This window comes from Amycolatopsis roodepoortensis (assembly GCF_024628825.1).
GTDB lineage: Bacteria > Actinomycetota > Actinomycetes > Mycobacteriales > Pseudonocardiaceae > Amycolatopsis > Amycolatopsis roodepoortensis.
Window position 1 is genome coordinate 4,319,587 of record NZ_CP102415.1, and the last position, 22,763, is coordinate 4,342,349.

Annotated in this window: 25 protein-coding genes; 8 read left to right on the plus strand and 17 right to left on the minus strand. The window is 69.4% G+C overall.

Annotated features, from left to right (window positions below):
• Positions 1 to 165 precede the first annotated feature (165 nt).
• The 3 genes from NQK81_RS20265 to menD form a co-directional block, all read right to left on the minus strand.
• Positions 166 to 618, minus strand: coding sequence for a DUF3592 domain-containing protein (locus tag NQK81_RS20265; protein WP_192747732.1), 453 nt, complete (start codon positions 616 to 618; stop codon positions 166 to 168).
• Positions 619 to 640: 22 nt separating this feature from the next.
• The gene (locus tag NQK81_RS20270) at positions 641 to 2,158 is read right to left on the minus strand and encodes a M1 family metallopeptidase (RefSeq protein WP_257489357.1); all 1,518 of its coding nucleotides are present in this window, start codon (positions 2,156 to 2,158) and stop codon (positions 641 to 643) included.
• A 108-nt stretch (positions 2,159 to 2,266) separates the two neighbouring features.
• The gene (gene menD / locus NQK81_RS20275; protein WP_257489358.1) at positions 2,267 to 3,943 is read right to left on the minus strand and encodes a 2-succinyl-5-enolpyruvyl-6-hydroxy-3-cyclohexene-1-carboxylic-acid synthase; all 1,677 of its coding nucleotides are present in this window, start codon (positions 3,941 to 3,943) and stop codon (positions 2,267 to 2,269) included.
• Between the two features lie 57 nt (positions 3,944 to 4,000).
• Here menD and NQK81_RS20280 point away from each other — a divergent pair, with 57 nt between their 5' ends.
• The 4 genes from NQK81_RS20280 (at position 4,001) to NQK81_RS20295 (ending at position 7,732) form a co-directional block, all read left to right on the plus strand.
• Positions 4,001 to 4,924: a 1,4-dihydroxy-2-naphthoyl-CoA synthase gene (locus tag NQK81_RS20280; protein ID WP_257489359.1), complete on the plus strand. Its 924-nt coding sequence runs from the start codon at positions 4,001 to 4,003 to the stop codon at positions 4,922 to 4,924.
• A gap of 97 nt (positions 4,925 to 5,021) precedes the next feature.
• Positions 5,022 to 5,399: a hypothetical protein gene (locus tag NQK81_RS20285; RefSeq protein ID WP_257489360.1), complete on the plus strand. Its 378-nt coding sequence runs from the start codon at positions 5,022 to 5,024 to the stop codon at positions 5,397 to 5,399.
• Positions 5,400 to 5,431: 32 nt separating this feature from the next.
• The gene (gene menE, locus NQK81_RS20290) at positions 5,432 to 6,556 is read left to right on the plus strand and encodes an o-succinylbenzoate--CoA ligase (RefSeq protein ID WP_257489361.1); all 1,125 of its coding nucleotides are present in this window, start codon (positions 5,432 to 5,434) and stop codon (positions 6,554 to 6,556) included.
• 306 nt (positions 6,557 to 6,862) lie between these two features.
• Positions 6,863 to 7,732 (plus strand): 1,4-dihydroxy-2-naphthoate polyprenyltransferase, encoded by an 870-nt coding sequence (locus NQK81_RS20295; protein WP_257489362.1) that lies wholly within the window; start codon positions 6,863 to 6,865, stop codon positions 7,730 to 7,732.
• 357 nt (positions 7,733 to 8,089) lie between these two features.
• Here the strand turns inward: NQK81_RS20295 and cds1 are convergent, their stop codons facing one another.
• The 3 genes from cds1 to NQK81_RS20310 are packed head-to-tail and all read right to left on the minus strand — an operon-like array spanning position 8,090 to position 9,932.
• Positions 8,090 to 9,172: an L-cysteine desulfhydrase Cds1 gene (cds1, locus tag NQK81_RS20300; protein ID WP_306856049.1), complete on the minus strand. Its 1,083-nt coding sequence runs from the start codon at positions 9,170 to 9,172 to the stop codon at positions 8,090 to 8,092.
• On the minus strand, positions 9,169 to 9,447 hold the full coding sequence (locus NQK81_RS20305; RefSeq protein WP_126733234.1) for a DUF4229 domain-containing protein: 279 nt from the start codon (positions 9,445 to 9,447) through the stop codon (positions 9,169 to 9,171). The genes cds1 and NQK81_RS20305 overlap by 4 nt, the downstream gene beginning before the upstream one ends.
• A gap of 11 nt (positions 9,448 to 9,458) precedes the next feature.
• Positions 9,459 to 9,932 (minus strand): Lrp/AsnC family transcriptional regulator, encoded by a 474-nt coding sequence (locus NQK81_RS20310; RefSeq protein WP_185927119.1) that lies wholly within the window; start codon positions 9,930 to 9,932, stop codon positions 9,459 to 9,461.
• Between the two features lie 249 nt (positions 9,933 to 10,181).
• On the opposite strand from NQK81_RS20310, the gene NQK81_RS20315 reads away from it, so the two are divergent.
• Positions 10,182 to 10,394, plus strand: a complete 213-nt coding sequence (locus NQK81_RS20315) for a BldC family transcriptional regulator (RefSeq protein ID WP_005151795.1) — start codon at positions 10,182 to 10,184, stop codon at positions 10,392 to 10,394.
• Positions 10,395 to 10,542: 148 nt separating this feature from the next.
• The gene (locus tag NQK81_RS20320; protein WP_125788692.1) at positions 10,543 to 10,731 is read left to right on the plus strand and encodes a hypothetical protein; all 189 of its coding nucleotides are present in this window, start codon (positions 10,543 to 10,545) and stop codon (positions 10,729 to 10,731) included.
• Here NQK81_RS20320 and NQK81_RS20325 read toward each other — a convergent pair.
• The 7 genes from NQK81_RS20325 to hemL all read right to left on the minus strand — a co-directional run bounded on the left by NQK81_RS20325 (position 10,728) and on the right by hemL (position 18,109).
• Positions 10,728 to 12,062 carry a MinD/ParA family ATP-binding protein gene (locus NQK81_RS20325; protein WP_257489363.1) on the minus strand — a complete coding sequence of 445 codons (1,335 nt, stop codon included), beginning with the start codon at positions 12,060 to 12,062 and terminating at the stop codon, positions 10,728 to 10,730. The two genes, NQK81_RS20320 and NQK81_RS20325, sit on opposite strands and share 4 nt — an antisense overlap.
• A gap of 78 nt (positions 12,063 to 12,140) precedes the next feature.
• Positions 12,141 to 13,109, minus strand: a complete 969-nt coding sequence (gene ccsB / locus NQK81_RS20330) for a c-type cytochrome biogenesis protein CcsB (protein WP_257489364.1) — start codon at positions 13,107 to 13,109, stop codon at positions 12,141 to 12,143.
• Between the two features lie 5 nt (positions 13,110 to 13,114).
• Positions 13,115 to 14,614 (minus strand): cytochrome c biogenesis protein ResB, encoded by a 1,500-nt coding sequence (resB, locus tag NQK81_RS20335; protein ID WP_257489802.1) that lies wholly within the window; start codon positions 14,612 to 14,614, stop codon positions 13,115 to 13,117.
• A gap of 74 nt (positions 14,615 to 14,688) precedes the next feature.
• Entirely contained in the window at positions 14,689 to 15,462 is a 774-nt protein-coding gene (locus NQK81_RS20340; RefSeq protein WP_034310635.1) for a cytochrome c biogenesis CcdA family protein, read from the minus strand.
• 135 nt (positions 15,463 to 15,597) lie between these two features.
• Positions 15,598 to 16,179, minus strand: a complete 582-nt coding sequence (locus NQK81_RS20345; protein WP_257489365.1) for a TlpA family protein disulfide reductase — start codon at positions 16,177 to 16,179, stop codon at positions 15,598 to 15,600.
• The gene (locus NQK81_RS20350; protein WP_126733229.1) at positions 16,176 to 16,808 is read right to left on the minus strand and encodes a histidine phosphatase family protein; all 633 of its coding nucleotides are present in this window, start codon (positions 16,806 to 16,808) and stop codon (positions 16,176 to 16,178) included. The genes NQK81_RS20345 and NQK81_RS20350 overlap by 4 nt, the downstream gene beginning before the upstream one ends.
• Positions 16,805 to 18,109, minus strand: a complete 1,305-nt coding sequence (hemL, locus tag NQK81_RS20355; RefSeq protein WP_257489366.1) for a glutamate-1-semialdehyde 2,1-aminomutase — start codon at positions 18,107 to 18,109, stop codon at positions 16,805 to 16,807. Before hemL ends, NQK81_RS20350 begins: the two co-directional genes overlap by 4 nt.
• Positions 18,110 to 18,231: 122 nt before the next feature.
• Between hemL and NQK81_RS20360 the strand changes: the two genes are divergently transcribed.
• Entirely contained in the window at positions 18,232 to 18,723 is a 492-nt protein-coding gene (locus NQK81_RS20360) for a TspO/MBR family protein (protein ID WP_257489367.1), read from the plus strand.
• Here NQK81_RS20360 and NQK81_RS20365 read toward each other — a convergent pair.
• The 4 genes from NQK81_RS20365 to hemB form a co-directional block, all read right to left on the minus strand.
• Positions 18,716 to 19,099 carry a hypothetical protein gene (locus NQK81_RS20365; protein ID WP_257489368.1) on the minus strand — a complete coding sequence of 128 codons (384 nt, stop codon included), beginning with the start codon at positions 19,097 to 19,099 and terminating at the stop codon, positions 18,716 to 18,718. The two genes, NQK81_RS20360 and NQK81_RS20365, sit on opposite strands and share 8 nt — an antisense overlap.
• Entirely contained in the window at positions 19,077 to 19,529 is a 453-nt protein-coding gene (mce1N, locus tag NQK81_RS20370; RefSeq protein WP_257489369.1) for a transport-regulating membrane protein Mce1N, read from the minus strand. Before mce1N ends, NQK81_RS20365 begins: the two co-directional genes overlap by 23 nt.
• Positions 19,526 to 20,077 carry a hypothetical protein gene (locus tag NQK81_RS20375; protein ID WP_126733224.1) on the minus strand — a complete coding sequence of 184 codons (552 nt, stop codon included), beginning with the start codon at positions 20,075 to 20,077 and terminating at the stop codon, positions 19,526 to 19,528. Before NQK81_RS20375 ends, mce1N begins: the two co-directional genes overlap by 4 nt.
• A 185-nt stretch (positions 20,078 to 20,262) precedes the next feature.
• The gene (hemB, locus tag NQK81_RS20380) at positions 20,263 to 21,234 is read right to left on the minus strand and encodes a porphobilinogen synthase (protein WP_257489370.1); all 972 of its coding nucleotides are present in this window, start codon (positions 21,232 to 21,234) and stop codon (positions 20,263 to 20,265) included.
• A 121-nt stretch (positions 21,235 to 21,355) separates the two neighbouring features.
• On the opposite strand from hemB, the gene NQK81_RS20385 reads away from it, so the two are divergent.
• Entirely contained in the window at positions 21,356 to 22,642 is a 1,287-nt protein-coding gene (locus NQK81_RS20385) for an Nramp family divalent metal transporter (RefSeq protein WP_257489371.1), read from the plus strand.
• Positions 22,643 to 22,763: the final 121 nt, after the last annotated feature.

A 22,763-nucleotide genomic window follows, 5' to 3' on the forward strand; every position in this document is an offset into this window, starting at 1 on the left:
CACACGTGTTCGCCGGTTCCGCGCGGCAAGCTCGCGCGACTGAGCACGGAACTCACGTGATTGGGCGCGAGATTCGCGTGATTGGGGGCGTAACTCACGTGATTGGGGACGTAACTCGCGTGATTGGGGGCGTAACTCGCGTGATCAGAGGGACGACACGCGTGATCAGGCGGACGACTCGGCGAGCGAGCGCCGGTAGGCCAGCCGTTGCCGCCGGATCCACCAAAGGAGCGGGCCGGCGATCAGCCAGGTGAAGAAGATCATGCTCCCCAGCGGCAGCAGTGTGTTCGCCGCCGAGCGCCCGGCCACCCGGGCGAGTTCCGGGTCGCCGACGTCGTACTCGATGTTCACCAGCTGCCCGGCGGCCAGGCCGGAGGGGTAGAGCACCCCGTTGGCCGGGCTGTGCATGATGCCGTCGGGGGTCGCGTAGTTGATGATCGTGCGGTCGAAGGCCACCGACTCGACCTGCGCGGTCGCCTGCCCGAGCTCCGCTTCGATCGCGCTGTCGTTCCGGATGGCGGCGAACAGCAGCGAGACGCCGAGCACGGTGACGAGTGAGGCGACAACGAGGGCGGCATACCACCCGATGCGCCTCACCCGCTCCGCTTTGGCCGTCACGCCGCGAGCGTATCGCTACCCGTCAGTGGGCGTGTCGCTCGGCGAGGAATTCATGGGTCGCCTTGATCTGCGGGTACGACTTCGGTGCGACCGGGGCCACAGCGGCCCGCAATGCCGCCTGCGCACCGTTCGGGCCCACGGCGGGCTTGCCCTTGGTGTACAGCCACGTCTGGAACAGGTCGTACAGCGGCTTGCCCGAGATCCGCTCCGCGAGCGCGATGAACTCCGGGATCACCGCCGACTTGGCCTTCTTCACCTGCTGCCAGGTCTGCAGGATCCGGAAGAACGTGTCGTCGCCCACGGCCTTGCGCAACGCGTGCACCGCGAGCGCGCCGCGGTCGTAGACGGCCGCGTCGAACTGGTTGTCCGCACCGGGGTCGGCGGGCAGGACCTGCCAGAACGGGTCCTCGGCCGGAATCGAGTCGTAGATGTACTGGGCGAGTTCGTCGGCTGTGCCCTCGCCGCTCTCCTCCGACCACAGGAACTCGCCGTAGGAGGCGAAGCCCTCGTTCAGCCAGATCTCGCTCCACTTGCCGAGCGTGACGCTGTCACCGAACCACTGGTGCGCCTGCTCGTGCGCGACGATCGAGGTGTTGGAGCCGCTCCGGAAGGCCCTGGCGCCGTACACCGGCCGGGTCTGGTTCTCCAGCGCGAAGGTGATGCCGGTGGTGACGACGCCGCCCTGCGCCTCGAACGGGTAGGGCCCGAACTTCGAGGCGAGGAATTCGGTGATCTCCGGCGTCCGCTCGATGCTGGCCTTGGCCGCGCCGAGCGATTCGCCGAGGTCGGCGCCGTAGGCGGTGATGAACGGCTTGCCGTCCGGCGTGGTCTGCTCGTTCACCTCGAACTTGCCGACCTCCAGCGACGTGAGGTACGTCGCCTGCGGTTTGGTGCTGCGCCAGTTCCAGCGCGTCCAGCCGGGCCGCTGCACCGTCTTGCGGACGAGCGTGCCGTTCGACAGCGCGGCGACGTCGTTCGGGACCTCGACCGAGACGTCGTAGGTGGCCAGGTCGGTCGGGTGGTCGTTGGACGGGAACCACCAGGCCGCGCTCTGCGGCTCATCGACGGCCAGCGCGCCGTCCGGGGTCTTCTTCCAGGCGGTGAAGCCGTCGATCTTCACCTTCGACGGGGTGTCCGCGTAGGCGACGACGACGGTCGCCGTCTGGCCCTTCTTCAGCGGCGAGGCCGGCGTGACGGTGAGCTCACCGGTGCCGTCGGTCGACGTCGCGAACTTCGCGGGCCGGTTGTTGACCCGGACGCTCAACACCTTCAGCCCGAAGTCGAGGTTGAACGCCGAGAGGTCCTGCGTCGCGGTGAGCAGGATCGTCGTGGCGCCGGACAGCAGGTCCGTGGCGGGCTGGTAGGTCAGGCGGAGGTCGTAGTGACCGACGTCGTAGCCGCCGTTCCCGGCGTGCGGGTAGTACGGGTCGCCGATGCCGATCGAGCCGGGCGCGGGTGCGGCGGCCGCGCTGCCGGCGAGCAGCACCGAGACGACGCCCGCGGTCAATCCGGCGAAGCCGGCGCGAGTCTTCAAGCGCATTGCGAATCCTCCCAGGATTTGTCAGCGCGCTCGAACGTAGCCAGCCGATCGACGCGGAGACACGTCCGAAGGAGGGGTTCCTAGCCTCTGGACTGAGATCAAAATCGGCTAGACAGCGCGTACGGCCGACGACACCGCCGTACGGAGGCGCGCGTGCAGCTCGCGGTGACGCGTTCGGTCCACGCGGACCTCCACCACGCGCAGCCCCGGCGCGGGCTTGAGCGCCGCGCGGAACTCGGTGAGCGTCTCGGCGACGACGTGCGGCACGCGGTAACCGGCGCACAGGGCACCGAGGTCGGCGCCGTGCGGCGTGCCGAAGACCCGCTCGAAGCTGGCGTTGTGCTCGGGCGCGCCCTGCTCCAGCAGGGAGAAGATGCCGCCGCCGTCGTCGTTGAGCACCACGATCGTCAGGTCGGGGCGCTGTTCGGCGGGCCCGGTCAGCAGGCCGCTCGCGTCGTGCAGGAACGTCAGGTCGCCGAGCAGGGCGTACGAATGTCCCCTGTGGACGGTCGCGGCGCCGATCGCGGTCGACACCATGCCGTCGATCCCGGCGACGCCGCGGTTGCGGTGCACGAGGACGTCGGGCCGCAGGCGTCCGGCGAGGGCGACGTCGCGGGTCGGGTTGGACGAGCCGACGACCAGCAGCGACCCCTCCGGGACCGCGTCGACCAGCTCGGTCGCCAGGCGCAGCCCGCTCGGCCACGGCTCGTCGGCCAGCGCTTCGGTGACCGCCCCCGCCGCCGCCTTGTCCGCGCGCTGCCAGCTCGCGAGCCACTCCGGATCGGCCGGTTTGGTCGGCTCGTCGAACCACTGGCCGACCTGGCGGACGTTGTGCGCGGGCGCGGGCCAGTCCGAATCGGGCCGGACCAGCAGCACCTCGACGTCCGGATCGGACAGCACCCGCTGGACCTGCCGGAACACCGTCGGACGCCCGATGCACAGGACCTGCTCGGGTTTGTGCCGCGAGATGAACTCCTCGACGCCGAGCAGCCAGGCGCCGGACGAGATCGCGGTCGCGCCCGCCATCCCGATACCGCCGGTCTCGGAGACGACCGGCCAGCCGTGCAGCTCGGCCCACTCGCTGGCCGCCTGCACCCCGGTGTCACACGCGATGACCAGGCCGTGGCGAGCCGAGGGCACCACGAAAGAGGGAAGCGCGCCGAAGTCCGGGAGCTCCGTCCAGCGAGCGCCGTCGGGACGCCCTTCGAGTGACTCGTACCACTCGCCGTCATCGTCGAGATCGGGCACGAGCGGCTCGCGGAACGGGATGTTCAGGTGCACCGGCCCGCAGCGCCATTCGCCGTACGCGGCGTTCCAGGCGCGGCAGATCTGGCCACGCCAGTACGAGTTCTGCCCGGCGCGGCGTTCGGCGACGGCGAGCTCGTCGAAGTAGCGGATGGCGTTGCCGTAGAGCTGGTGCTGGTCGATGACCTGGCTCGCGCCGGCGGCCCGCATCTCGGGCGGCCGGTCGGCGGTCAGCACGATCAGCGGCACCCCCGCGCGGTCGGCCTCCAGCACGGCGGGGTGGAAGTTCGCGGCCGCGGTGCCCGAGGTGCACAGCACCGCCACGGGGCGGCCGGTGCGCGCGGCGATGCCGAGGGCGAGGAATCCGGCGCCGCGTTCGTCGATGCGGACGTGCAGCTGGAGGCGTCCGGCGGCCGCCGCGTCGTACAGCGCGATCGACAGCGGGGCGTTGCGTGAGCCCGGGCAGAGGACGACGTGCGAGACGGTGTTGCGGACGAGTTCGTCGACGATGACCCTGGCCTGCGCGGTGGAAGGATTCACCGGCAGACCTCGGGTTTCACACTACGACTCACGGCCACACGTCCTATTCTCCCAAACGTGGATGACGCCCAGGTTTCCGAGCTGTTCGACCCCGCCTTGTGGACCGAGGTCGAAGGTTTCGACTTCACCGACATCACCTATCACCGCTCCTCTGAGAGCCGCTCAGGCAAACGTGTCGTACGTGTCGCGTTCGACCGTCCCGAGGTCCGCAACGCCTTCCGCCCGCACACCGTCGACGAGCTCTACCGCGCGCTCGACCACGCGCGGATGAGCTCGGACGTCGGGTGCGTCCTGCTCACCGGCAACGGCCCTTCGCCGAAGGACGGCGGCTGGGCGTTCTGCTCCGGTGGTGACCAGCGTATTCGCGGACGCTCCGGGTATCAGTACGCGGAAGGGGAGACCTCCGACACGATCGATCCCGCCAGGGCCGGACGGCTGCACATCCTCGAGGTCCAGCGGCTGATCAGGTTCATGCCGAAGGTGGTCATCGCCGTGGTCCCCGGCTGGGCGGCCGGTGGCGGGCACTCGCTGCACGTGGTGTGCGACCTCACGCTCGCCTCGGCCGAGCACGCGCGCTTCAAGCAGACCGACGCCGACGTCGGCTCCTTCGACGGCGGCTACGGCTCGGCGTACCTGGCCAAGCAGGTCGGGCAGAAGTTCGCGCGGGAGATCTTCTTCCTCGGCCGTGAGTACACCGCCGAGCAGATGCAGGCGATGGGCGCGGTCAACTCCGCCGTCCCGCACGCGCAGCTCGAGGCCGAGGCGCTGGACTGGGCGTGGGCGATCAACGGCAAGTCGCCGACGGCGCAGCGGATGCTGAAGTACGCGTTCAACCTCACCGACGACGGTCTGGTCGGCCAGCAGCTCTTCGCCGGCGAAACCACCCGACTGGCGTACATGCAGGACGAGGCCGTCGAAGGCCGCGACTCCTTCCTGGAGAAGCGCTCCCCCGACTGGTCGGCCTTCCCGTACTACTACTGACCCTTTTCGACCAGGCGAAAAGGCCTGGAGCAGGGAGTTCGGCGGCGCTTACGTTTCCCCTCGAAAGCGAAACCCGACTATTTCGAGGGGACCAACGATGAAGAAGTCACTCCGAAGAGCTGCTCTGGCGCTGCCGGGCGTCGTCGCGGCGGGGCTGCTCGGCGTCGGCGGGGTCGCCGACGCGGCACCCGCCGACCCGGTGCAGACCCTGAGCTGTAGCCACGGGCACTCGAACAAGGACAGCGGTGAAGGCCGGACGAAGGAGAGGATGCGTTACCGCTCCGGCCCGCACACCAACTGCTCCTCGTACGGGTGGGTCGCCGGGGGCACGCTGATCTACTACCACTGCTACACGACCGGCACCGAAGTCAACGGCAACCCTTTCTGGACCTGGGGCCGGATCGCGGGCACGCAGAAGCAAGGCTGGTTCTCCGACCACTACCTCAGTGACGGCGGCGCCACGAAGCACTGCTGAGCCGAGTGTCCTTTCGGCGTTAGCCTGGCGGGATGCGTGCGGTAGGGGTGGACGGGAGTCCGGAGTCGATCGTCGAGCTGACCGCGGCACTGGCCGAGGCGCTCGACGGCGGCCCCGCCGTCCTCCCCTACTCGTCGGAGCCCCTGCGGGACGCGATGGAGCCGACGCGCCCGGCCGAACCCGGGACGGCGGTGATCATCGCCACCTCAGGCTCCACCGGTGAGCCGAAGGGTGTCCTGCTGTCGGCGTCGGCGCTCACCGCGTCGGCTCACGCGACCCACAAGAGGCTCGGCGGGCCGGGCCACTGGCTGCTCGCGACCCCGGCGCACTACATCGGCGGGCTCCAGGTGCTGGTGCGCTCACTGCTGGCCGGGACGACGCCGTCCGTGCTGCACGCCTCCGGTTTCCGGCCGGACGACTTCGCCGAAGCCGCCGCACCGCTGCTGTCCCTGGACGGGCCGCGCTACACCGCGCTCGTGCCGACCCAGCTCGGGCGGCTGCTCGACGCGGGCGGCCCCGGCCTGGCGGCGGCGCGCGCCTTCGACGCGATCATCGTCGGCGCCGCGGCGACGACGGCGGATCTCCGCGAGCGCGCCGCCGAAGCGGGCGTGAAGATCGTGCCCGCGTACGGCATGAGCGAGACCGCGAGCGGCTGCGTCTACGACGGTGTACCGCTGGACGGAGTACGCGTCGAACTCGAGGACGAGCGGGTCTGTATCACGGGTGACGTCCTCGCGCACGGCTACCGGCTGCGCCCCGGCCTGACCGCGGAGGCCTTCGAGGACGGCCGGTTCCGCACTTCCGACCGGGGCCGGTGGACGACCGACGGGCGGCTGGAGATCCTCGGGCGGATCGACGACATGATCAACACCGGCGGGGTGAAGGTGGCCGCCGCGGCCGTCGAGCGGATCTTGACCGCCCAGCCCGGAATCCGGGACGCGTGCGTGGTCGGAGTGCCCGACCCCGAGTGGGGCGAAGCCGTCGTCGCGCTCGTCGTCGGCGCTGGTTGCGACGTCGAATCGCTGCGTGCCGCGTGCCGCGAAGAGGCCGGTGCGGCCGCCGCTCCGAAGCGGGTCGAATTCGCCGAAGAGCTCCCTTTGCGAGGCCCCGGGAAGGTCGACAGGGCGGCCGTCAGGAATCTCCTACGAAGGTCGTGAATTCCCCACCGATTACCGGGACGTTGTTGACACAGTCATTACCCGCGGGTTTACGTCTACTTATGACGCGCTGGACACGCACAGTATTGGCCTGCACCGCCGTCACGATGGGACTGGTCGCTTTGGCCGGGCCCGCGCTGGCGGACGAACCGGAGACCGCCGTTCCGAACAGCGGCACGCTCACCTGGACCCTGGAAGACACGATCGACGACCTCAAATAGCGCGACTCGTCACCTGCTCGCGAGGGCGCGGGCAGGTGACGAGCCCCGCATACCGGCCGGTAGTGGCCAGGGCCAGAATGGCGGCATGGCGACTGCTGGTGAATGGATCGAAGGGGCGCGCCCGCGGACGCTGCCCAACGCGGTGGCGCCGGTGGTCGCCGGAGTCGGCGCGGCGATCGCGCTCGACGGCTTCTCCTGGGCCCGCTCGATTCTCGCGCTGCTCGTCTCGCTGGCGCTGATCGTCGGCGTCAACTACGCCAACGACTACTCCGACGGCATCCGCGGCACCGACGAGAACCGCGTCGGCCCGCTGCGGCTGGTCGGCTCCGGAGTCGCGAAGCCGAAGGCCGTCCTGGCGGCCGCACTCGCGGCCCTCGGGCTCGCCGGCGTCCTCGGGCTCGTGCTCGTCGCGATCAGCGGGCTGTGGTGGCTGCTGGCGATGGGCGCTGTCTGCATCCTCGGCGCCTGGTTCTACACCGGCGGCAAAAAGCCTTACGGCTACTACGGTTTCGGCGAGATCGCGGTCTTCGTCTTCTTCGGGCTGGCCGGCGTGCTCGGCACCGTGTACGTCCAAGCGGGACAGGTCAGCTGGACCGCGCTCGGCTGCGCGATCGCCGTCGGCTCGTTTTCGACCGGCGTGCTGACCGCCAACAACCTCCGCGACATCCCGACCGACATCGAGTCCGGCAAGCGCACGCTCGCGACCCGGCTCGGTGATGGCGGGACCCGCCGGCTTTACCTGGTGCTGGTCGCGGTGCCGTACGTCGTGAGCGTGCTGCTCGCCTTCGTGACGCCGTGGGCGCTGCTGGGGCTGCTGACCGCGCCGCTGCTGCTGAAGTCGGTCAAGGCCGTCGGCGGCGGGGCGCAGGGGCGGGCGCTGATCCCGGCGTTGCGGGACACCGGGTTCGCGATGCTGGGGTGGGCGGTGCTGACCGCGGTCGCGCTGGCGCTGTGAGCCTGGCGCTGTGAGGCGTCACCGGACCTTTGATGCGGGACTGTGTGGATTTCGGGGCGTTGGATGACCCGGAATCCACACAGTGCGGCGCGAACGGACCTGTGACCACCGGACGGTGCGCGTCGGCCTCGGAGGCGATGAACGGACCGTTCATCCCTTGAGTTCCCGGTTCACGCCACCATATGTAGTGATCAGGCGTGGGCGCGGTCGCTACATGCGGCCCAGGCGGTAGCAAAGGTCCCTTGCTCTTTTGGTGATCCGGCGAATCTGAGGTAGGCAGCCCAGCCGACGTTGCGAAAGCCACTTTCGCAACGTTGAAGGTTGCGAAAGTGGCTTTCGCGACGCCACCCGAAGCCCTCAGGCCTCCGGGGCGAGCTTCCCGCTCACCAGGAACTCCCGGTACTTCTCCAGGTAAGGCGCGATGTCGATGTTCTTCTGCGCCAGCCAAGCGTCGTCGTAGTACGTGTTGGCGTACCGTTCCCCGCCGTCGCACAGCAGCGTGACGACGCTGCCCGCCTGGCCTTCCGAGACCATCCGCGAGATCAGCGTGAAAGCACCGAAGAGGTTCGTCCCGGTCGAGCCGCCGGCCCAGTGCCCGGTCCGCTCGCGCAGCACGCGGATGGCCGCCAGCGAAGCGGCGTCGGGGACCTGGAACATCTCGTCGATCACGCCGGGCACGAACGACGGCTCGACGCGCGGCCGCCCGATTCCCTCGATCCGCGAAGGCATGCCGGTGCTGTAGTCGAGCGCCCCGGTCTGCCAGGCGCCGAAGAACGAAGAGTTCTCCGGGTCGACGACGGCGATCTTCGTGGTGTGCCGCTTGTAGCGCACGTAGCGGCCGAACGTCGCGCTCGTGCCGCCGGTCCCGGCGCCGACGACGATCCACGTCGGCACGGGGTGCCGCTCGGACTGCATCTGCGCGTACACCGATTCGGCGATGTTGTTGTTCCCGCGCCAGTCCGTCGCGCGCTCCGCGTAGGTGAACTGGTCGAGGTAGTGGCCGTTGCACTCCGAAGCGAGCCGCTCGGCCTCGGGATACATGTCCGGCGCGCGGTCGACGTAGTGGCATTCGCCGCCGTAGAACTCGATGAGCGCGATCTTCTCCGGCGACGTGCTGCGCGGCACCACGGTGATGAACCGCAGCCCGAGCATTCGCGCGAAGTACGCCTCCGAAACCGCCGTCGAACCGCTGGACGCCTCGACGAGCACGGTGTCCGGCCCGATCTGGCCGTTCACCAGACCGTAAAGGAACAGCGAACGCGCGAGCCGGTGCTTGAGCGAGCCGGTCGGGTGGACGGACTCGTCCTTCAGGTACAGGTCCACGCCCCATTCCGGGGGCAGCGGGAAGACGTGGAGGTGCGTGTCGGCGCTGCGGTTCGCGTCGGCCTCGATGATGCGGACGGCTTCGCGGACCCAGCTGCGGCTGTGCAGGAGGCTCACGCGGCACCGTCCACCCGGTCGCCGCGCAGCTGCGAGCGCAGCTCGGCACGGGCGCGGGCGCGCTTTTCGTTGCGGCGGGCGAGCCCGGCGGTCACGCGCGCGTTCAGCGGGCGGAACAGCAGCAGGCCCAGCGGCAGCCCCACGACCAGGCCGATCACCAACGCGACCAGCAGCGGGACGTTGGCCAGCAGCAACCCGCCTGCGATGACCCCGACCAGGACGAACCTGGCCAGCACGTACAGCGTCAGGTCACGGGGCAGGTGATTATCGCTCACACCCACGCAGGCTACGCGTTGCCGTCGCGGCCGTCGTCCAGGCCCGCGTTGTTGGGCCGTCCTTCGAAGCGGGTGGAGAGCACGACGGTGGTGTTCGTGCGGCCGACGCCGGGGATCCGCCGCAGCCTGCCGAGGGTCCGCTCCAGATCATCGACGGTCGCCACCCGCACCTTGACGACGAAGGCCTCGTCGCCCGCGACGGCGTAGCAGCTTTCGACCTCGTCCAGCGCCCCGAGCGCCTCCGCGACGTCGTCCTCGGTCGCGGTGTCGGTGGGGTGGATGCCGACCAGCGCCGTCACCCCGAGTCCGACCGTGCTCGGGTCGACCATGGCGTGGTAGCCGGTGATCACGCCGGCGGCCTCGAGTTTGCCGACGCGTTCGTGCACTGATGAAGCCGAGAGTCCGACAGACCGGCCGAGGTCGGCGTAGGTAGCCCGCCCGTTCTCCCGTAATGCCGCGATGATCTTCCGATCCACCTGGTCCACCGCTACACCTTAGGTGCCACGGCCCGATTCGCGTGATCAGGGCGCGTTTTCATACATCCGTGACAAGACCGCGGGGCCGGAACGCGTATGTCGCGGTTGTCGGTTTTGACCTTTAAGGGCTCTTTACCTATGGACAACCGTTCGAGTACCTGACGGGTGAGATGCAACGATTGCCGCGTTGGCTACCCGGCACGACGGGCATCGGGCCCGCCCTCCGGTTTAGCACTGGAACCGTGAAGGAGGCGGAAAATGACCGCGACCATGGGCGGCAGGTTGCTCACCCCCGGCGAAGTGGCGGCTCTGTTCCGGGTCGACCCCAAGACCGTGACCCGCTGGGCGACCGCGGGCCGGATCGGCTCGATCCGCACTCCCGGCGGGCACCGCCGGTTCCGCGAGGCCGAGGTGAACGAACTCCTCGCCGAGCTCACCACCGACGCCAGCGAGCCCGCCCGCAAGGTCTGAGCAGGCATTTCCCTCAAATAGGACTCCAGTGACGAAGGGCCCGTAACCGCCCTTCGTCACATTGGGGTATCCATGAGTCCCCCCACGCGCGGCAAAGGGGCTAGCCTCGTGGGACTGAGGAACGTCCTCCACGCGGAAGGGACCGAGCATGATCTATCTGCTCGCGGCCATCGGAGCGCTCACCGTCGCCGTGGTCTTGTGGCGCGCGTTCGGGATCGAGCGTGTCGGGGTGCCCTCGTCGCGACCGACACTGGCCCCGGACGACGACCCCGACTTCCTGCGCAAGCTCGGTGAGCAGCAGCGCAAGGGTAAAGACGAGGACAAAGGTAAAGACTAGGCCTGGATCGGCTGGTACGGCTGGCCACCGAAGCCGTCGGCGACGGTGGCCGCCAGTTCCAGCAGCGCCAGCCTGGTGTCCGCGTCGAGCCGGTCCAGTTCGATCTCCGCGCCCTCTTCCAGGTGCGGGTCGAACGGGATCCGGCACACCGATCGGACGCGCGCGCCGAAGTGCGCGGACAGCTTGTCGAGATCGACGGAGCCGCCCTTCGGCCGCACCGAGTTGATCACCGCGACGGACCGTTTGACCAGGTCGCCGTAGCCGTGCGCCTCCAGCCAGTCGAGCGTGGCCGACGCACTGCGCGCCCCGTCGACGGAGCCGGAGGAGACCACCACCAGCGCGTCCGCGACGTCGAGGACGCCCTTCATCGCCGAGTGCATCAATCCGGTCCCGCAGTCGGTGAGCACGATGTTGTAGAAGTGCTCCAGCAGGTTGACCGTGCGCCGGTAGTCGTCCTCGGAGAAGGCCTCCGAAACCGCCGGGTCCTGCTCGCTGGCGAGGATCTCCAGCCGGCTCCCACCCTGTGAGGTGTACGAACGGACGTCGCTGTACCTGGTGATCTTGTCCGCGTCCCGCAGCAGGTGCCGGACGGTCGCGGTGGTCTCGATCGGGATCTTCTGCGAAAGCGTCCCGCGGTCCGGGTTCGCGTCGACGGCGACGACGCGGTCACCGCGCAGCGACGCGAACGTCGAGCCCAGGGTGGTCGTCGTGGTGGTCTTGCCGACGCCGCCCTTGAGGCTCAGCATCGCGATCTTGTAGCACCCGCGCAGCGGCTGGTTGATCTGCGCGATCAGCTCCCGCTTACGCGTGTCCTTGGGGCTCTCGCCCGGGTTGACCAGCTTGCCGGTGCCCACGTAAAGCGCCTTGCGCCAGCCCGACTGCGGCTTGCGCTTCTGCGGCTTCACCAGGCTCGCGGTGGCGAGTTCGTCCGGGAGCGCGTGCCTGCCCTGCGGCTGCGGAAGCCCCGGCACCGCCTGCTGCGGTTGCGCGTACTGCTGCTGGGGCGGGTACTGGGCGGCCTGCTGGGGCGGCGCCTGCTGGGCTTGCTGAGGGTGCAGCGGCGGCAGGTTCTGGTCGTAAGGCTGCTGATACTGCCCTTGCGACGGCTGCGGCAGCGGCGGCTGCTGTTGGGGAGCGGGCTGCTGCTGCGGATACTGGGCCTGCTGCGGCGGATACTGCGGCTGCACGACCTGGGTCGGCTCGGCCTCGAAACCCCCCGCGGTCGGATGCGGCGCCGAATCCGTCCGGTCCTCGGAGAACAACTCCGAGGCCTGGACGCTCTCGGTCGGTTCGGGGTGGCCAGGAGCCGATTCTTCGCTGGGTCCGGTCACCGCTGAATTCCTCCTCCGCGCACGTCTACCCCCATACCTCAGTATTGACGGTAGTCGTCGCGCGCGCAGAGGCGGCGGTCAGCCCCCGGCGTAGGAGTGCAGACCCGACGTCACCAGGTTCACGAAGAACATGTTGAAGATCGTCGCGGAGAAACCGACGATGTTGATGATCGCGGCCCGCTTCCCACGCCAGCCCGCGGTCGCGCGGGAGTGCAGGTACGCCGCGTAGACGACCCACGCCACGAAGGCGACGGTCTCCTTGGGGTCCCAGCCCCAGAACCGGCCCCACGCCGCCTCGGCCCACACCGCGCCGCAGAGCACGCCGAAGGTGAAGATCGGGAAGGCGAAGATGGTGGTGCGGTAGGCGATGCGGTCGAGCACGTCCGCCGCGGGCAGCTTCGGGCCGAACTTGGCGAACTTCGCCGGGTTGTCGTCGTGGGCGGCGCGGAACAGGTAAAGGACGCTCGCGACACCCGGCACCAGGAAGACACCGGAGCCGATGATCGCCGCGGAGACGTGGATGATCAGCCAGTACGACTGGAGCGCGGGCTGCACCGGCGCGGCCGTCGTGTACAGCATGGTGCCGTTGACGAACATCAGGATCACGACCGGCAGCAGCAGGAAGCCGGTGAGGTGGCGGACCGGGAACTTCCGCATGATGACGATCCAGGTCACGACGGCGATGAAGGTCGTCGCCATGCCGTATTCGTAGAGGTTGCCCCACGGCGCGCGGTGCACGGCGAGCCCGCGCAGCACGATCGCGGCCAGGTGCAGCAGCGCGGCCAGCACCAGCAGCGCGGCGCCCATGCGGCCGATGCGCTCGGGGCGGCCGACCTCGCGCGGGGCCTCGACGGGCGTCCCGTATGCCGGCGGACCGCCGGCGCCGACCAGTTCACGCGCCTTCTGTTTGCTGCGCTCGGCCGCCAGACGGCCCTTCGCACCGAAGCCCTGCTCGACGAGGGCGAACATCAGCGCGAGGACGTAGATCGCCGCCGCGGTGGTGTAGGAGTAGTCGCTGTACTGGGACAGCGTCTCGTTGATCGGCATGACCTCTAGTTGCCTCTCTGCCCCTGGACCAGCTTGTCGCTGATCCGCTGGAACTCTTCGCCGTAGCCCGCCTGATCGGTGCGCGCCAGCCCGGCGACCTCGATCACGGTACCCGGCTCACCTTCGCGCGCCGGGGTCACCCGGACCCACACCCGGCGCCGTTTGACCAGCAGCGATCCCGCCAGCCCGATCAGCATCGCGACCGCGCAGACCAGCACCCAGCCCTGCACCGGATCGTGCGAGACCTGGATGGCGACCCATTCCTGGACGCCGTCGAAGCGGACCTTCGTGCCGTCGTCCAGCACGGTCTCCTGGCCCTGGTCGAGGTTCTGCCGCGTGAGCTTCTTGAGCCTGCCGTCCGCGACGAGCGACTGGTCGATCTGGAAGATCGACTGCCCGCGGCCGGCGTCGAGGCCGAGGTCGCCGCGGTAGATGTCGACGGCCACGGCCGGCTTGTTCGCCTCGGGCCGCGACGACGTCAGCACGTTGCCGTGCATGAACGCGGTCGGCGCGAGGAGGCCGGTGATCGCGAGCTGGCGGGTGCGGCGTTCGATCGGGTCGGTGATGCCGGGCTGGTCGATCTTCGTCGCGCCTTCGGAGAGCTTCGTCGGCTCGTCGGCGGGACGCCACGGAGTGATGTTGGTGCGCACGGTGCCGTCGGGGAAGGTCACGGTGAACTTCGGGGAGTAGCCGAAGTTCAGCAGGTAGACGCGGTCGCCAGCGGTGCGCAGCGGCGAGTTGACCTCGAGCCCGTACGGCTTCCACGCGCCGGTCTGCAGGTCTTCACCGGACTGGTACTCCATGTTGGAGTGGTAGTAGTTCGCCTGGCCGGACTCGGTGTAGCGCGCCTCGAAGTCCTTGAGGCGGATGCAGAACGCGTTGAGGTCGGTGCCGTCGACGCGCAGGCCGGCGTTGAAGGTGTCGTAGCCGAGGATCCCGGAGTTGCACCACGGGCTGCCGTCGGCCTGGACGATGACCTGGCCTTCGTAACCGAACAGCTTGCCCAGCGCGAAGAAGATGATCAGGCCGAGCATGCCGAAGTGGAAGACGAGGTTGCCGGTCTCGCGGAGGTACCCGCGTTCGGCGGAGATGCTCCGGCTTCCGTCGGCCTCTTCGCGCTCGACACGGCGCCAGCCCTTGAGCAGCGTGTGGGTGTCCTTCAAGACCGTCTCGGGGGCCCGGTCGGTCGTGGTGGACACGTGATGCGGCATCCGCGAGAGCTTGCGCGGCGTGAGCACCGGCTTCGCGCGCATCGCCTTCGCGTACTCGAAGCTGCGCGGCGCGAGGCAGCCGATGAGCGAGACCATCAGCAGGATGTAGATCGCCGAGAACCAGACGCTGCCGTAGACCTCGAAGAACTGAAGGCGGTCGAGCAGTTCGCCCCACCAGCCGTGCGCGGCGATGTACTCGTCGGTCTTGGCGACGTTGAGGTTCCGCTGCGGCAGCAGGGCGCCGGGCATCGCGGCGAGCGCGAGCAGGAACAGCAGCACCAGCGCGGTGCGCATCGACGTCAGTCCGCGCCAGGTGTTGCGCAGGAAGGCGAAGGCGCGCTTGAGCGGCGTCGGGCGGTATCGAGTGGTCACAAGGGCAGCCTGATGTCGTTCACGAGGGTGTTGCGGATCCAGCCGGTCAGGTCGCCCCACAGTCCGGTCACCAGCAGGACGCCGACGACCAGCAGCAGGACACCGCCGAAGACCTGCACCTGGCGGCCGTGGCGGCGCAGCCAGTCGGTGGCGCGGACGGCCCAGCGGGCGCCGAACGCGATGATGAGGAACGGCAGACCGAGGCCGAGGCAATAAACCAGGATCAGCACGTACCCGCGCGCCGCCGCCCCGCCGGTGGCGCTGGCCATCGACATGACCGCGGACAGCGTCGGACCGATGCACGGCGTCCAGCCGAGCCCGAAGACCGCGCCGAGCACCGGCGCGCCCCAGAGCCCGCCGCGCGGAACGTGGTGCGAGCGGAACTCGCGCTGCAGGCCCGGGATCCAGCCGAGGAACACCAGCGCCATCGCGATGGTCAGCACGCCGCCGAGGCGCTGGAGGAGGTCCATGTTGAGCTGGACGACGTCGGCGATCCACACCAGCGTCCCCAGCGTCACCACGAAGACGACGGTGAACCCGAGCACGAACAACGCGGCCGCGCCTACGACGGCGTAGCGGCCCTTCTTGCGCCCCTCGTCGGGGCTGACCGCGGGGGCGTCCGCGCCGACCAGCGCCGCCAGGTACGCGAGGTACCCGGGCACCAGCGGCACGACGCACGGCGACGCGAAGGAGATCGTCCCGGCCAGCAGCGCCACGCCCGCCGCGAGCAGCAGCGGCCCTGAGAGCGCCAGCTCGGTAACACCGTTCACGCAAAGGAGCGTAGGCAGTGTGGTCGGCGTGAAAGCGCCGGGGCTGGCCGAACGGGACCTACGTCGCACCCGGTCAGGACCTTGGTCCCGGTCGGCGGATCGCGTTTAGCGGGCTAAACGCGATCCGGGCGGGGGTCAGGCGGGTTCGGCGGCCAGGCGCTGGACGACGGGCAGCAGGTCCGACGCCAGCAGTTCCCGCAGGAACACCGCCGCGACCCGGTGCTGTTTGTCCAGCACGATCGTCGACGGGATGATGTTGCGCGGATAACCCGAAAGCTGCAGCAGCGTCCGCCCCGACGGGTCGTAGATCGACGGGTACGTCAGCTTCCGGTCCCGCATGAAGTCCTGCGGCGGCTTCCGGTCGTTGTCGCGCAGATCGATGCCGATCACCTCGACGCCCGACGCCTTGGTCTGGTCGTAGACCTTCTGCATCTCCGGCGCCTCGACGCGGCACGGCCCGCACCACTGGCCCCACAGGTTCAGCACGATGACCTTGCCGGGGAAGTCCGCGATCGAAAGCTGCTTGCCTTCGTTCATCAGGTCGTCGCCGGACAGCGTCGGCGACGGCTGGCGGTCCGCGACGTCGTAGGTGATGTCGACCTTCCCGCCCGGCGAAACGAAGTTGAACGAACCGCCGGTGACGACGGCGTCCTTGCCGGTGGTGCAGCCGGTGACGACGAGCGCCAGCCCGACGACGGCCGCCACGAGTCGCTTCATGCCCCGGTCACCTTCGGGTCGGTCGTGCCGGCGGGCTCGCTGTAGACGATCCGCACGAGCTCCTCGCCCTCGAAGACCAGGCTGGTCAGCGACGCGAGCGAGCACTGCCGGTTGCGCGGGTCGTGCCAGAGCCGTTTCGCCTCCAGGAAGCGCCGCACCGTCCAGATCGGCAGCTGGTGCGAGACGCACAGCGCCTCGTGCCCCTCGGCCGCCCGCCGCGCGCGGTGGATGGCGCCGAGCATGCGGTGCGCGATCTCGACGTACGGCTCGCCCCAGGACGGCCGGAACGGGTTGACCAGCTTCGGCCAGTGCTTCGGCTGGCGAAGGGCGCCATCGCCGACGGCGACCCGCTCGCCTTCGAACTGGTTGTCCGCCTCGATGAGCCGATCGTCGGTGTCGACGTCGAGGCGGTGTGCGGCGGCGATCGGCGCCGCGGTCTCCTGCGCGCGCTGAAGCGGCGAAGCGACCACGTGCGTGATGTCGTGCGTCGCGACGGCTTCGGCGACCGTCAGCGCCTGACGCTGTCCGCGGTCGGAGAGCTTGAAGCCGGGCAGGCGGCCGTACAGGATCCCGTCCGGGTTGTGCACCTCACCGTGGCGGAGCAGGTGCACGATCGTCGTCGCGCTCACGCCTGGACCGCCTCGGCGGCGGCGCGGGCGGCGACGCGCAACGCGGACTCGATGATCTCGAACTCGGCGTCGCCCATGGCCGCGTTGACGAACCACGCCTCGTACGCGCTCGGCGGCGCGTACACGCCGTTGTCCAGCAGCGCGTGGAAGAACGCCGGGAACCGCCAGGTCTCCGAGGCCTGCGCGCCCGGGTAGTTCGTCACCGGGTTCTCGCTGAAGAACACGCTGACCAGGTTGCCCGCGTACTGCACGGTGTGCGTGACACCCGCCTCGGTGAGCGCCCGGCCGAACAGGTCGCCGAGCCGCTTCGCGTTGGCGTCGAGGGCCGCGTACACGGCGTCGTCGGCCGCGCGCAGCGTCGCGAGCCCGGCGGCGACGGCGACGGGGTTCCCCGACAGCGTCCCCGCCTGGTACACCGGCCCGCCCGGGGCCAGCTTCGCCATCACGTCGGCACGGCCGCCGAAGGCCGCGGCGGGCAGCCCGCCCGACATCACCTTGCCGAAGGTGTACAGGTCACCGGCGACGCCTTCGAGACCGAACCAGCCCGCCTTCGAGACGCGGAACCCGGTCATCACCTCGTCCATGATCAGCAGCGCGCCGTGCTCGCGCGCGATCTCCTTGAGCCCGGCGTTGAACCCGTCGGCCGGGGCGACGGCGCCCATGTTGCCCGCGGCGGCTTCGGTGATGATCGCGGCGATCGCGTCCGGGTTGTCCACAAAGGACTTCCGGACCGCGTCGAGGTCGTTGTAGGGCAAGACGATCGTGTCGGCCGCCTGCGCGCCGGTGACCCCGGGCGACGTCGGGAGGCCGAGGGTCGCGACGCCGGAGCCCGCTTCGGCGAGCAACGCGTCGACGTGGCCGTGGTAGCAGCCCGCGAACTTGATGATCTTCGCCCGGCCGGTGAACCCCCTGGCCAGCCGGATCGCGCTCATCGTCGCCTCGGTGCCGGAGTTGACCAGGCGCACCTGCTCCACCGGCTCGACGCGGCCGATGATCTCCTCGGCGAGCTCGACCTCACCGCGCGTCGGCGTGCCGAAAGACAGGCCGTCGACAGCGGCTTCGCGGGCGGCGGAGACGACGTCCGGATGCGCGTGCCCGAGGATCATCGGGCCCCACGACGAGACCAGATCGACGTAGCGGTTGCCGTCGGCGTCCCAGAGGTACGGACCCTCACCGCGCACCATGAACCGCGGGGTGCCGCCGACGGAGTTGAAGGCCCGCACCGGGGAGTTCACCCCGCCCGGGACCACGGCCTTCGCTCGTTCGAACCATGCCTTGGACTGATCGACTCCGGTAGTCACGTCCCCAGTCTCGCAAATCGCCGGGGACACCCGCCGCCGAGTCCTCGCCGTTCCGGGCATGGCGTGACCAGGCCCACTAGGGTGGGAGCACTCGGCGTCGAAACCCTCGCGGAGGAATCCACGTGCCCACGGTGCCGTCACCACCGACCCACCACCGTCGCCTGCGCTGGCAAGCCTTGGCGGGATTCATCGCCATGGCGGCGATCGTGGGGATCGTGGCCGGGCTGGCGGTGGCCACCCGCACCGAGACGCACAACGCGCTGGCCCGTCCGTCGTGGGCGCCGCCGGGCTGGCTCTACGGCCCGATGTGGTCGGTCCTGCTGCTCATGGTCGCCTTCGCGGGCTGGTTCTACTGGCGCACCGACGGCGAAACGCGCGGCTTCGCCTTCTACGGCGTCTGCCTGCTGCTGACCCTGCTGTGGACGCCGCTGTTCTTCGCCGGCGGCGCGCACGTCCTCGCGCTGGCCGACGTCGTCGTGCTCGACTTCGTCGTGCCCGTCACGATGGCGGAGTTCGGCCGCCGGTCGAAACTCGCGGCCTGGCTGCTCGTGCCGTATCTGCTGTGGCTGCTGTTCTCGACCGCGGTCAACGCCGCGGTCGTGTTCCTCAACTGAGCTTCGGTTCCTTGGGCTTGCGGCCCTTGGCCCGGACGGCGAGCAGGAACTGGCGGATCGCGTCCACCACCAGGATCGCGGCCAGCACGCCCAGCCCGATGGCGCCGGCGAGCGGGCCGCCGAAGTAGCGCTGCGATTCCAGCGTCGTTTCGCCGTAGGAGATCACGACCGGGACGACACCGGCCTTCCAGCAGGCGAAGGCACCCCACACGGCGAGCGCGGCGAGGATCAGTTCGACCGCCCCCACCACGGCGCGCAGGGGTTTGTGCAGCCGGGCTTCGCGCCGGGAGTCCTCCGGTGGCCACAGATCGGCGCCGGTCGGCTGGGGAAGGTCGATCACGGTGAGCAGTTTCTCATGACTCTGTGGTGCGGGCACGCACCAAATCCCCGAGAGCCGCACGGAGGGCGTCCGGATCCTTGGCCCAGGCGCGCACGAAAACGCCGTCTTCGAGTTTCAACCCGACTTCGCCGTACTTCTTGGGGATCGTCCAGCCTCCACCGAGGACCCGCGAGCCGACCGGGGCCTCGTCTTCGAGCACCTCGGCGATCCGGGCCGCCTCGAGCGTTTCCCGGCCTTGGCGGTAGCCGTCCGCGGTGACTTCGAGCGAGAGGTACCGGCGGCGCGCGTACACCCAAGGCACGGTGATCGCCACCAGCCCTGCCGCGACCAGGATCCAGGCGAGCCAATGGACCGGGCCGCCCGTCGCCAGTTCCGCGAGCAGCCCGGCGAGCGCGAACAGCGGCGCCCAGAGCAAAGCCGTCCAGCCCACGCCGGGTTCGTCGTAGAGGGACGGCTCGGCGGTCATGGCAGCGTGCGCCCGACCTTCGGGAAGTGGTCCGCGACGCTGGGCAGGTACATGAGCACCAGCGCGATCGCCACCAGCAGGGTGGAAACCAGCAGGAACACGTTGAGCGAACCGCGCAGGATCAGCAGTTCCACCAGGACAAGGAAGACCGCGCCCACGGTGAGGACCGTCCTGGCCGACCGCGTTCCCTCACGGGCCTTGTACGCGAACAGCGCGAACAGGACCGCGAAGGTGAGCGCGCCGCCGAACAGCATCCAGAGGAGCGTGTTCACGCCGGAGGCGACCTGCGCCGGATCGGCGGGCTGGCCGGGAACCGGGTTCTCCCTGATCTGCTTGAGGATCCCCTCGGTCAGCTCGTCCTTCAGCACCAGCAGGGCGATCTGCCCGGCCACGAGGACGACGCCGGCGAGGATCCACAGCCAGAACGAGATCGCGACCGGCTTCGGCACCGTGATCTTCGGTGGCTTCTGGCCGGGCAGGATCGGATCCGGTGACATCCCCCGCTTGCGGCGCTCGTCGTCCGTTTCGTCGGCTCTGCTGTCGCTCACGCTGGGCAGCCTAGAGGGTGGCTCAGACCGCCGTCGACCGGTCGGGTGAGGACACGCGCGCGCGTTTCTGTTTGGCCGGAGGCCTCGGGTTTGCGGAGGCGGGCCGCCGACACGGCTGGGTGAGTGCTCGCCCGCGGCCGCGGCCCGGCTACGGAAATCCGAAAGCGCGCCTCGAGAGATACTGCCTAGTCCAGCCAAGCTGCGGCTTCGGCGGCCCAGTAGGTCAGGATCATGTCCGCGCCGGCGCGGCGGATCGAGGTCAGCACCTCGAGGATCGTGCGCTCGCGGTCGAGCCAGCCGTTCGCCGCGGCGGCCTCGACCATCGCGTACTCCCCCGAGATGTTGTACGCCGCGACGGGAACCGTCGACGTCTCGGCGGCGGCCCTGATGACGTCCAGATAGGACAGCGCGGGCTTGACCATGACCATGTCGGCGCCCTCGGCGATGTCCAGCTCGATCTCGCGCAGCGCCTCACGCACGTTGCCCGGATCCTGCTGGTACGTCTTCCGGTCGCCCTTCAGCTGCGAATCGACGGCCTCGCGGAAGGGGCCGTAGAACGCGCTGGCGAACTTCGCCGAGTACGCGAGGATGCCGGTGTCGGTACGGCCGGCGCGGTCGAGCGCGGCGCGGATGACGCCGACCTGACCGTCCATCATGCCGCTGGGGCCGAGCAGATGCGCCCCAGCTTCCGCCTGCGCCAGACCCATCTCCGCGTACACGCGCAGGGTCGCGTCGTTGTCGACACCGCCGTCGGCGTCGAGGACGCCGCAGTGGCCGTGATCGGTGAACTCGTCGAGACACGTGTCCGCCATCAGGACCGTCGCGTCGCCGAGCTCGGACCTCAGGTCGCGCAGGGCGACGTTGAGGATGCCGTCCGGGTCGATCGCGCCGGAGCCCTCGGCGTCGCGCGTCTTCGGGATGCCGAACAACATCAGGCCGCCGACCCCGGCGTTGACCGCGTCGACGGCGGCTTTGCGCAGCGTGTCGCGGGTGTGCTGGACGACGCCGGGCATGCTGGAGATCGGGCGGGGCGTGTCGATGCCCTCGGCCACGAACATGGGAAGGATCAGCTGGCGCGGGCGCAGCGTCGTCTCACCGACCAGCCTGCGCATGGCCGGAGTGGTACGGAGCCTGCGGGGACGATGTTCGGGGAACACCCCTACGACGGTACTCCCGCCCGCTTGAGAGGCGGTGAACGGCCGAACCTTTCCTAAGGATCGGTAAAGAGTCACCTTTGTCCGATTCCCGTGCGGTGTGACGTGGGTTACCTTCCCCTGCATGTCGAGCTCAACGGTGACCGACCAACTGGAAGAACCGCCCGTCGGCTGGCGCGCACGGCTGCGCCAGGTCGGGCCAGGGATCATGGCCGCGGCGACCGGGGTCGGCGCGGGCGACCTCGTCGCGACGATGGTGGCCGGATCGCGCTTCGGGTACACGCTGCTGTGGGCGGTGCTCGTCGGCACGATCTTCAAACTCGCGCTGGCCGAAGCCGTCGGCCGCTGGCATCTGACCTCGGGCCGGACGATCCTGTCCGGCTGGCGGACGCTGGGGATCTGGGCGCTGATCTACTTCGGGATCTACGCGGTGATCTGGGGCTTCGTCTACGGCGCGACCGCGATGTCCGCGTCGGGCCTGCCGCTGAACGCCCTCTTCCCCGCGCTTTCGGTGCGGTACTGGGCGATGATCTGCGGTCTGCTCGGCTTCGCGCTGGTGTGGTTCGGGCGCTACGCGATCATCGAGAAACTGATGACGGTGCTCACCGGCGTCATGTTCGTGACCGTGGTCGGGACCGCGATCCTCGTCGTGCCGAACTTCGCCGAACTGTTCAAGGGTGCCGTCCCGACCCTGCCCGACGGCTCGCTCGTCTACGTCCTCGGCCTGGTCGGCGGCGTCGGCGGCACGATCACCATGGCGGCGTACGGCTACTGGACGCTCGCGAAGGGCTGGCGCTCGTCGAAGTGGCTCCCGATGATGCGCACCGACAACGCCGTCGGGTACGTCATGACCGGGATCTTCGTGATCGCCATGCTGATCGTCGGCGCGGAACTGCTGATGGGCCAGAAGATCATCTCGGGCGACAAGGGCCTGCTGTTCCTCGGCGACACCCTCGCCGCGGATTACGGGCAATGGGCGCGGATCCCGTTCCTCATCGGCTTCTTCGCCGTTTCGTTCACGTCGGTGATCGGTGTCTGGCACGGCGTGAGCCTGCTCTTCGCGGACTGGTGGCGCATCCTGCGGCTGCCCAAGGACGCGACGGAAAGCGTTGAGACGTATGAGAAGAAGGCCGGCGAGCGCAGTGCCGCGTACCGGGGATACGTGCTGTGGCTGACCTTCCCGCCGATGGCGTTGCTGTTCCTGGACCAGCCTTTCCAGCTCACCGTGATCTACGGCGTGCTGGGCGCGTTGTTCATGCCGTTCCTGGCGGCGACCCTGCTGGTGCTGCTGAACACTTCGCGGGTGCCACGGGAAGGACGCTCGCGGTGGCTTTCGAACGGGCTGCTGGGCGTGTGCCTGGCGATGTTCGCGTACCTGGCGTACACGGAGGTCGTGAAGTTCTTCAGCTGAACCGTGTTCTGGCGCGGTGCCGGACCGCGTCCTTCACTGTGTCACTGTGTGGATTTCGGTGCGTTGGATGACCTGAAATCCACACGGTCCGGCGCGACCGTCCCTGTCACGACCGGTTCAG

Excerpts from the sequence above, each read along its gene's own strand:
- NQK81_RS20270 (WP_257489357.1), bottom strand. The coding sequence starts at position 2,158 with ATGCGCTTGAAGACTCGCGCCGGCTTCGCCGGATTGACCGCGGGCGTC.
- NQK81_RS20285 (WP_257489360.1), top strand. The coding sequence starts at position 5,022 with ATGAAGAAGTCACTCCGAAGAGCTGCTCTGGCGCTGCCGGGCGTCGTC.
- menE (WP_257489361.1), top strand. The coding sequence starts at position 5,432 with ATGCGTGCGGTAGGGGTGGACGGGAGTCCGGAGTCGATCGTCGAGCTG.
- NQK81_RS20295 (WP_257489362.1), top strand. The coding sequence starts at position 6,863 with ATGGCGACTGCTGGTGAATGGATCGAAGGGGCGCGCCCGCGGACGCTG.
- NQK81_RS20315 (WP_005151795.1), top strand. The coding sequence starts at position 10,182 with ATGACCGCGACCATGGGCGGCAGGTTGCTCACCCCCGGCGAAGTGGCG.
- NQK81_RS20320 (WP_125788692.1), top strand. The coding sequence starts at position 10,543 with ATGATCTATCTGCTCGCGGCCATCGGAGCGCTCACCGTCGCCGTGGTC.
- ccsB (WP_257489364.1), bottom strand. The coding sequence starts at position 13,109 with ATGCCGATCAACGAGACGCTGTCCCAGTACAGCGACTACTCCTACACC.
- resB (WP_257489802.1), bottom strand. The coding sequence starts at position 14,614 with ATGCGCACCGCGCTGGTGCTGCTGTTCCTGCTCGCGCTCGCCGCGATG.
- NQK81_RS20345 (WP_257489365.1), bottom strand. The coding sequence starts at position 16,179 with ATGAAGCGACTCGTGGCGGCCGTCGTCGGGCTGGCGCTCGTCGTCACC.
- mce1N (WP_257489369.1), bottom strand. The coding sequence starts at position 19,529 with ATGACCGCCGAGCCGTCCCTCTACGACGAACCCGGCGTGGGCTGGACG.
- NQK81_RS20385 (WP_257489371.1), top strand. The coding sequence starts at position 21,356 with ATGTCGAGCTCAACGGTGACCGACCAACTGGAAGAACCGCCCGTCGGC.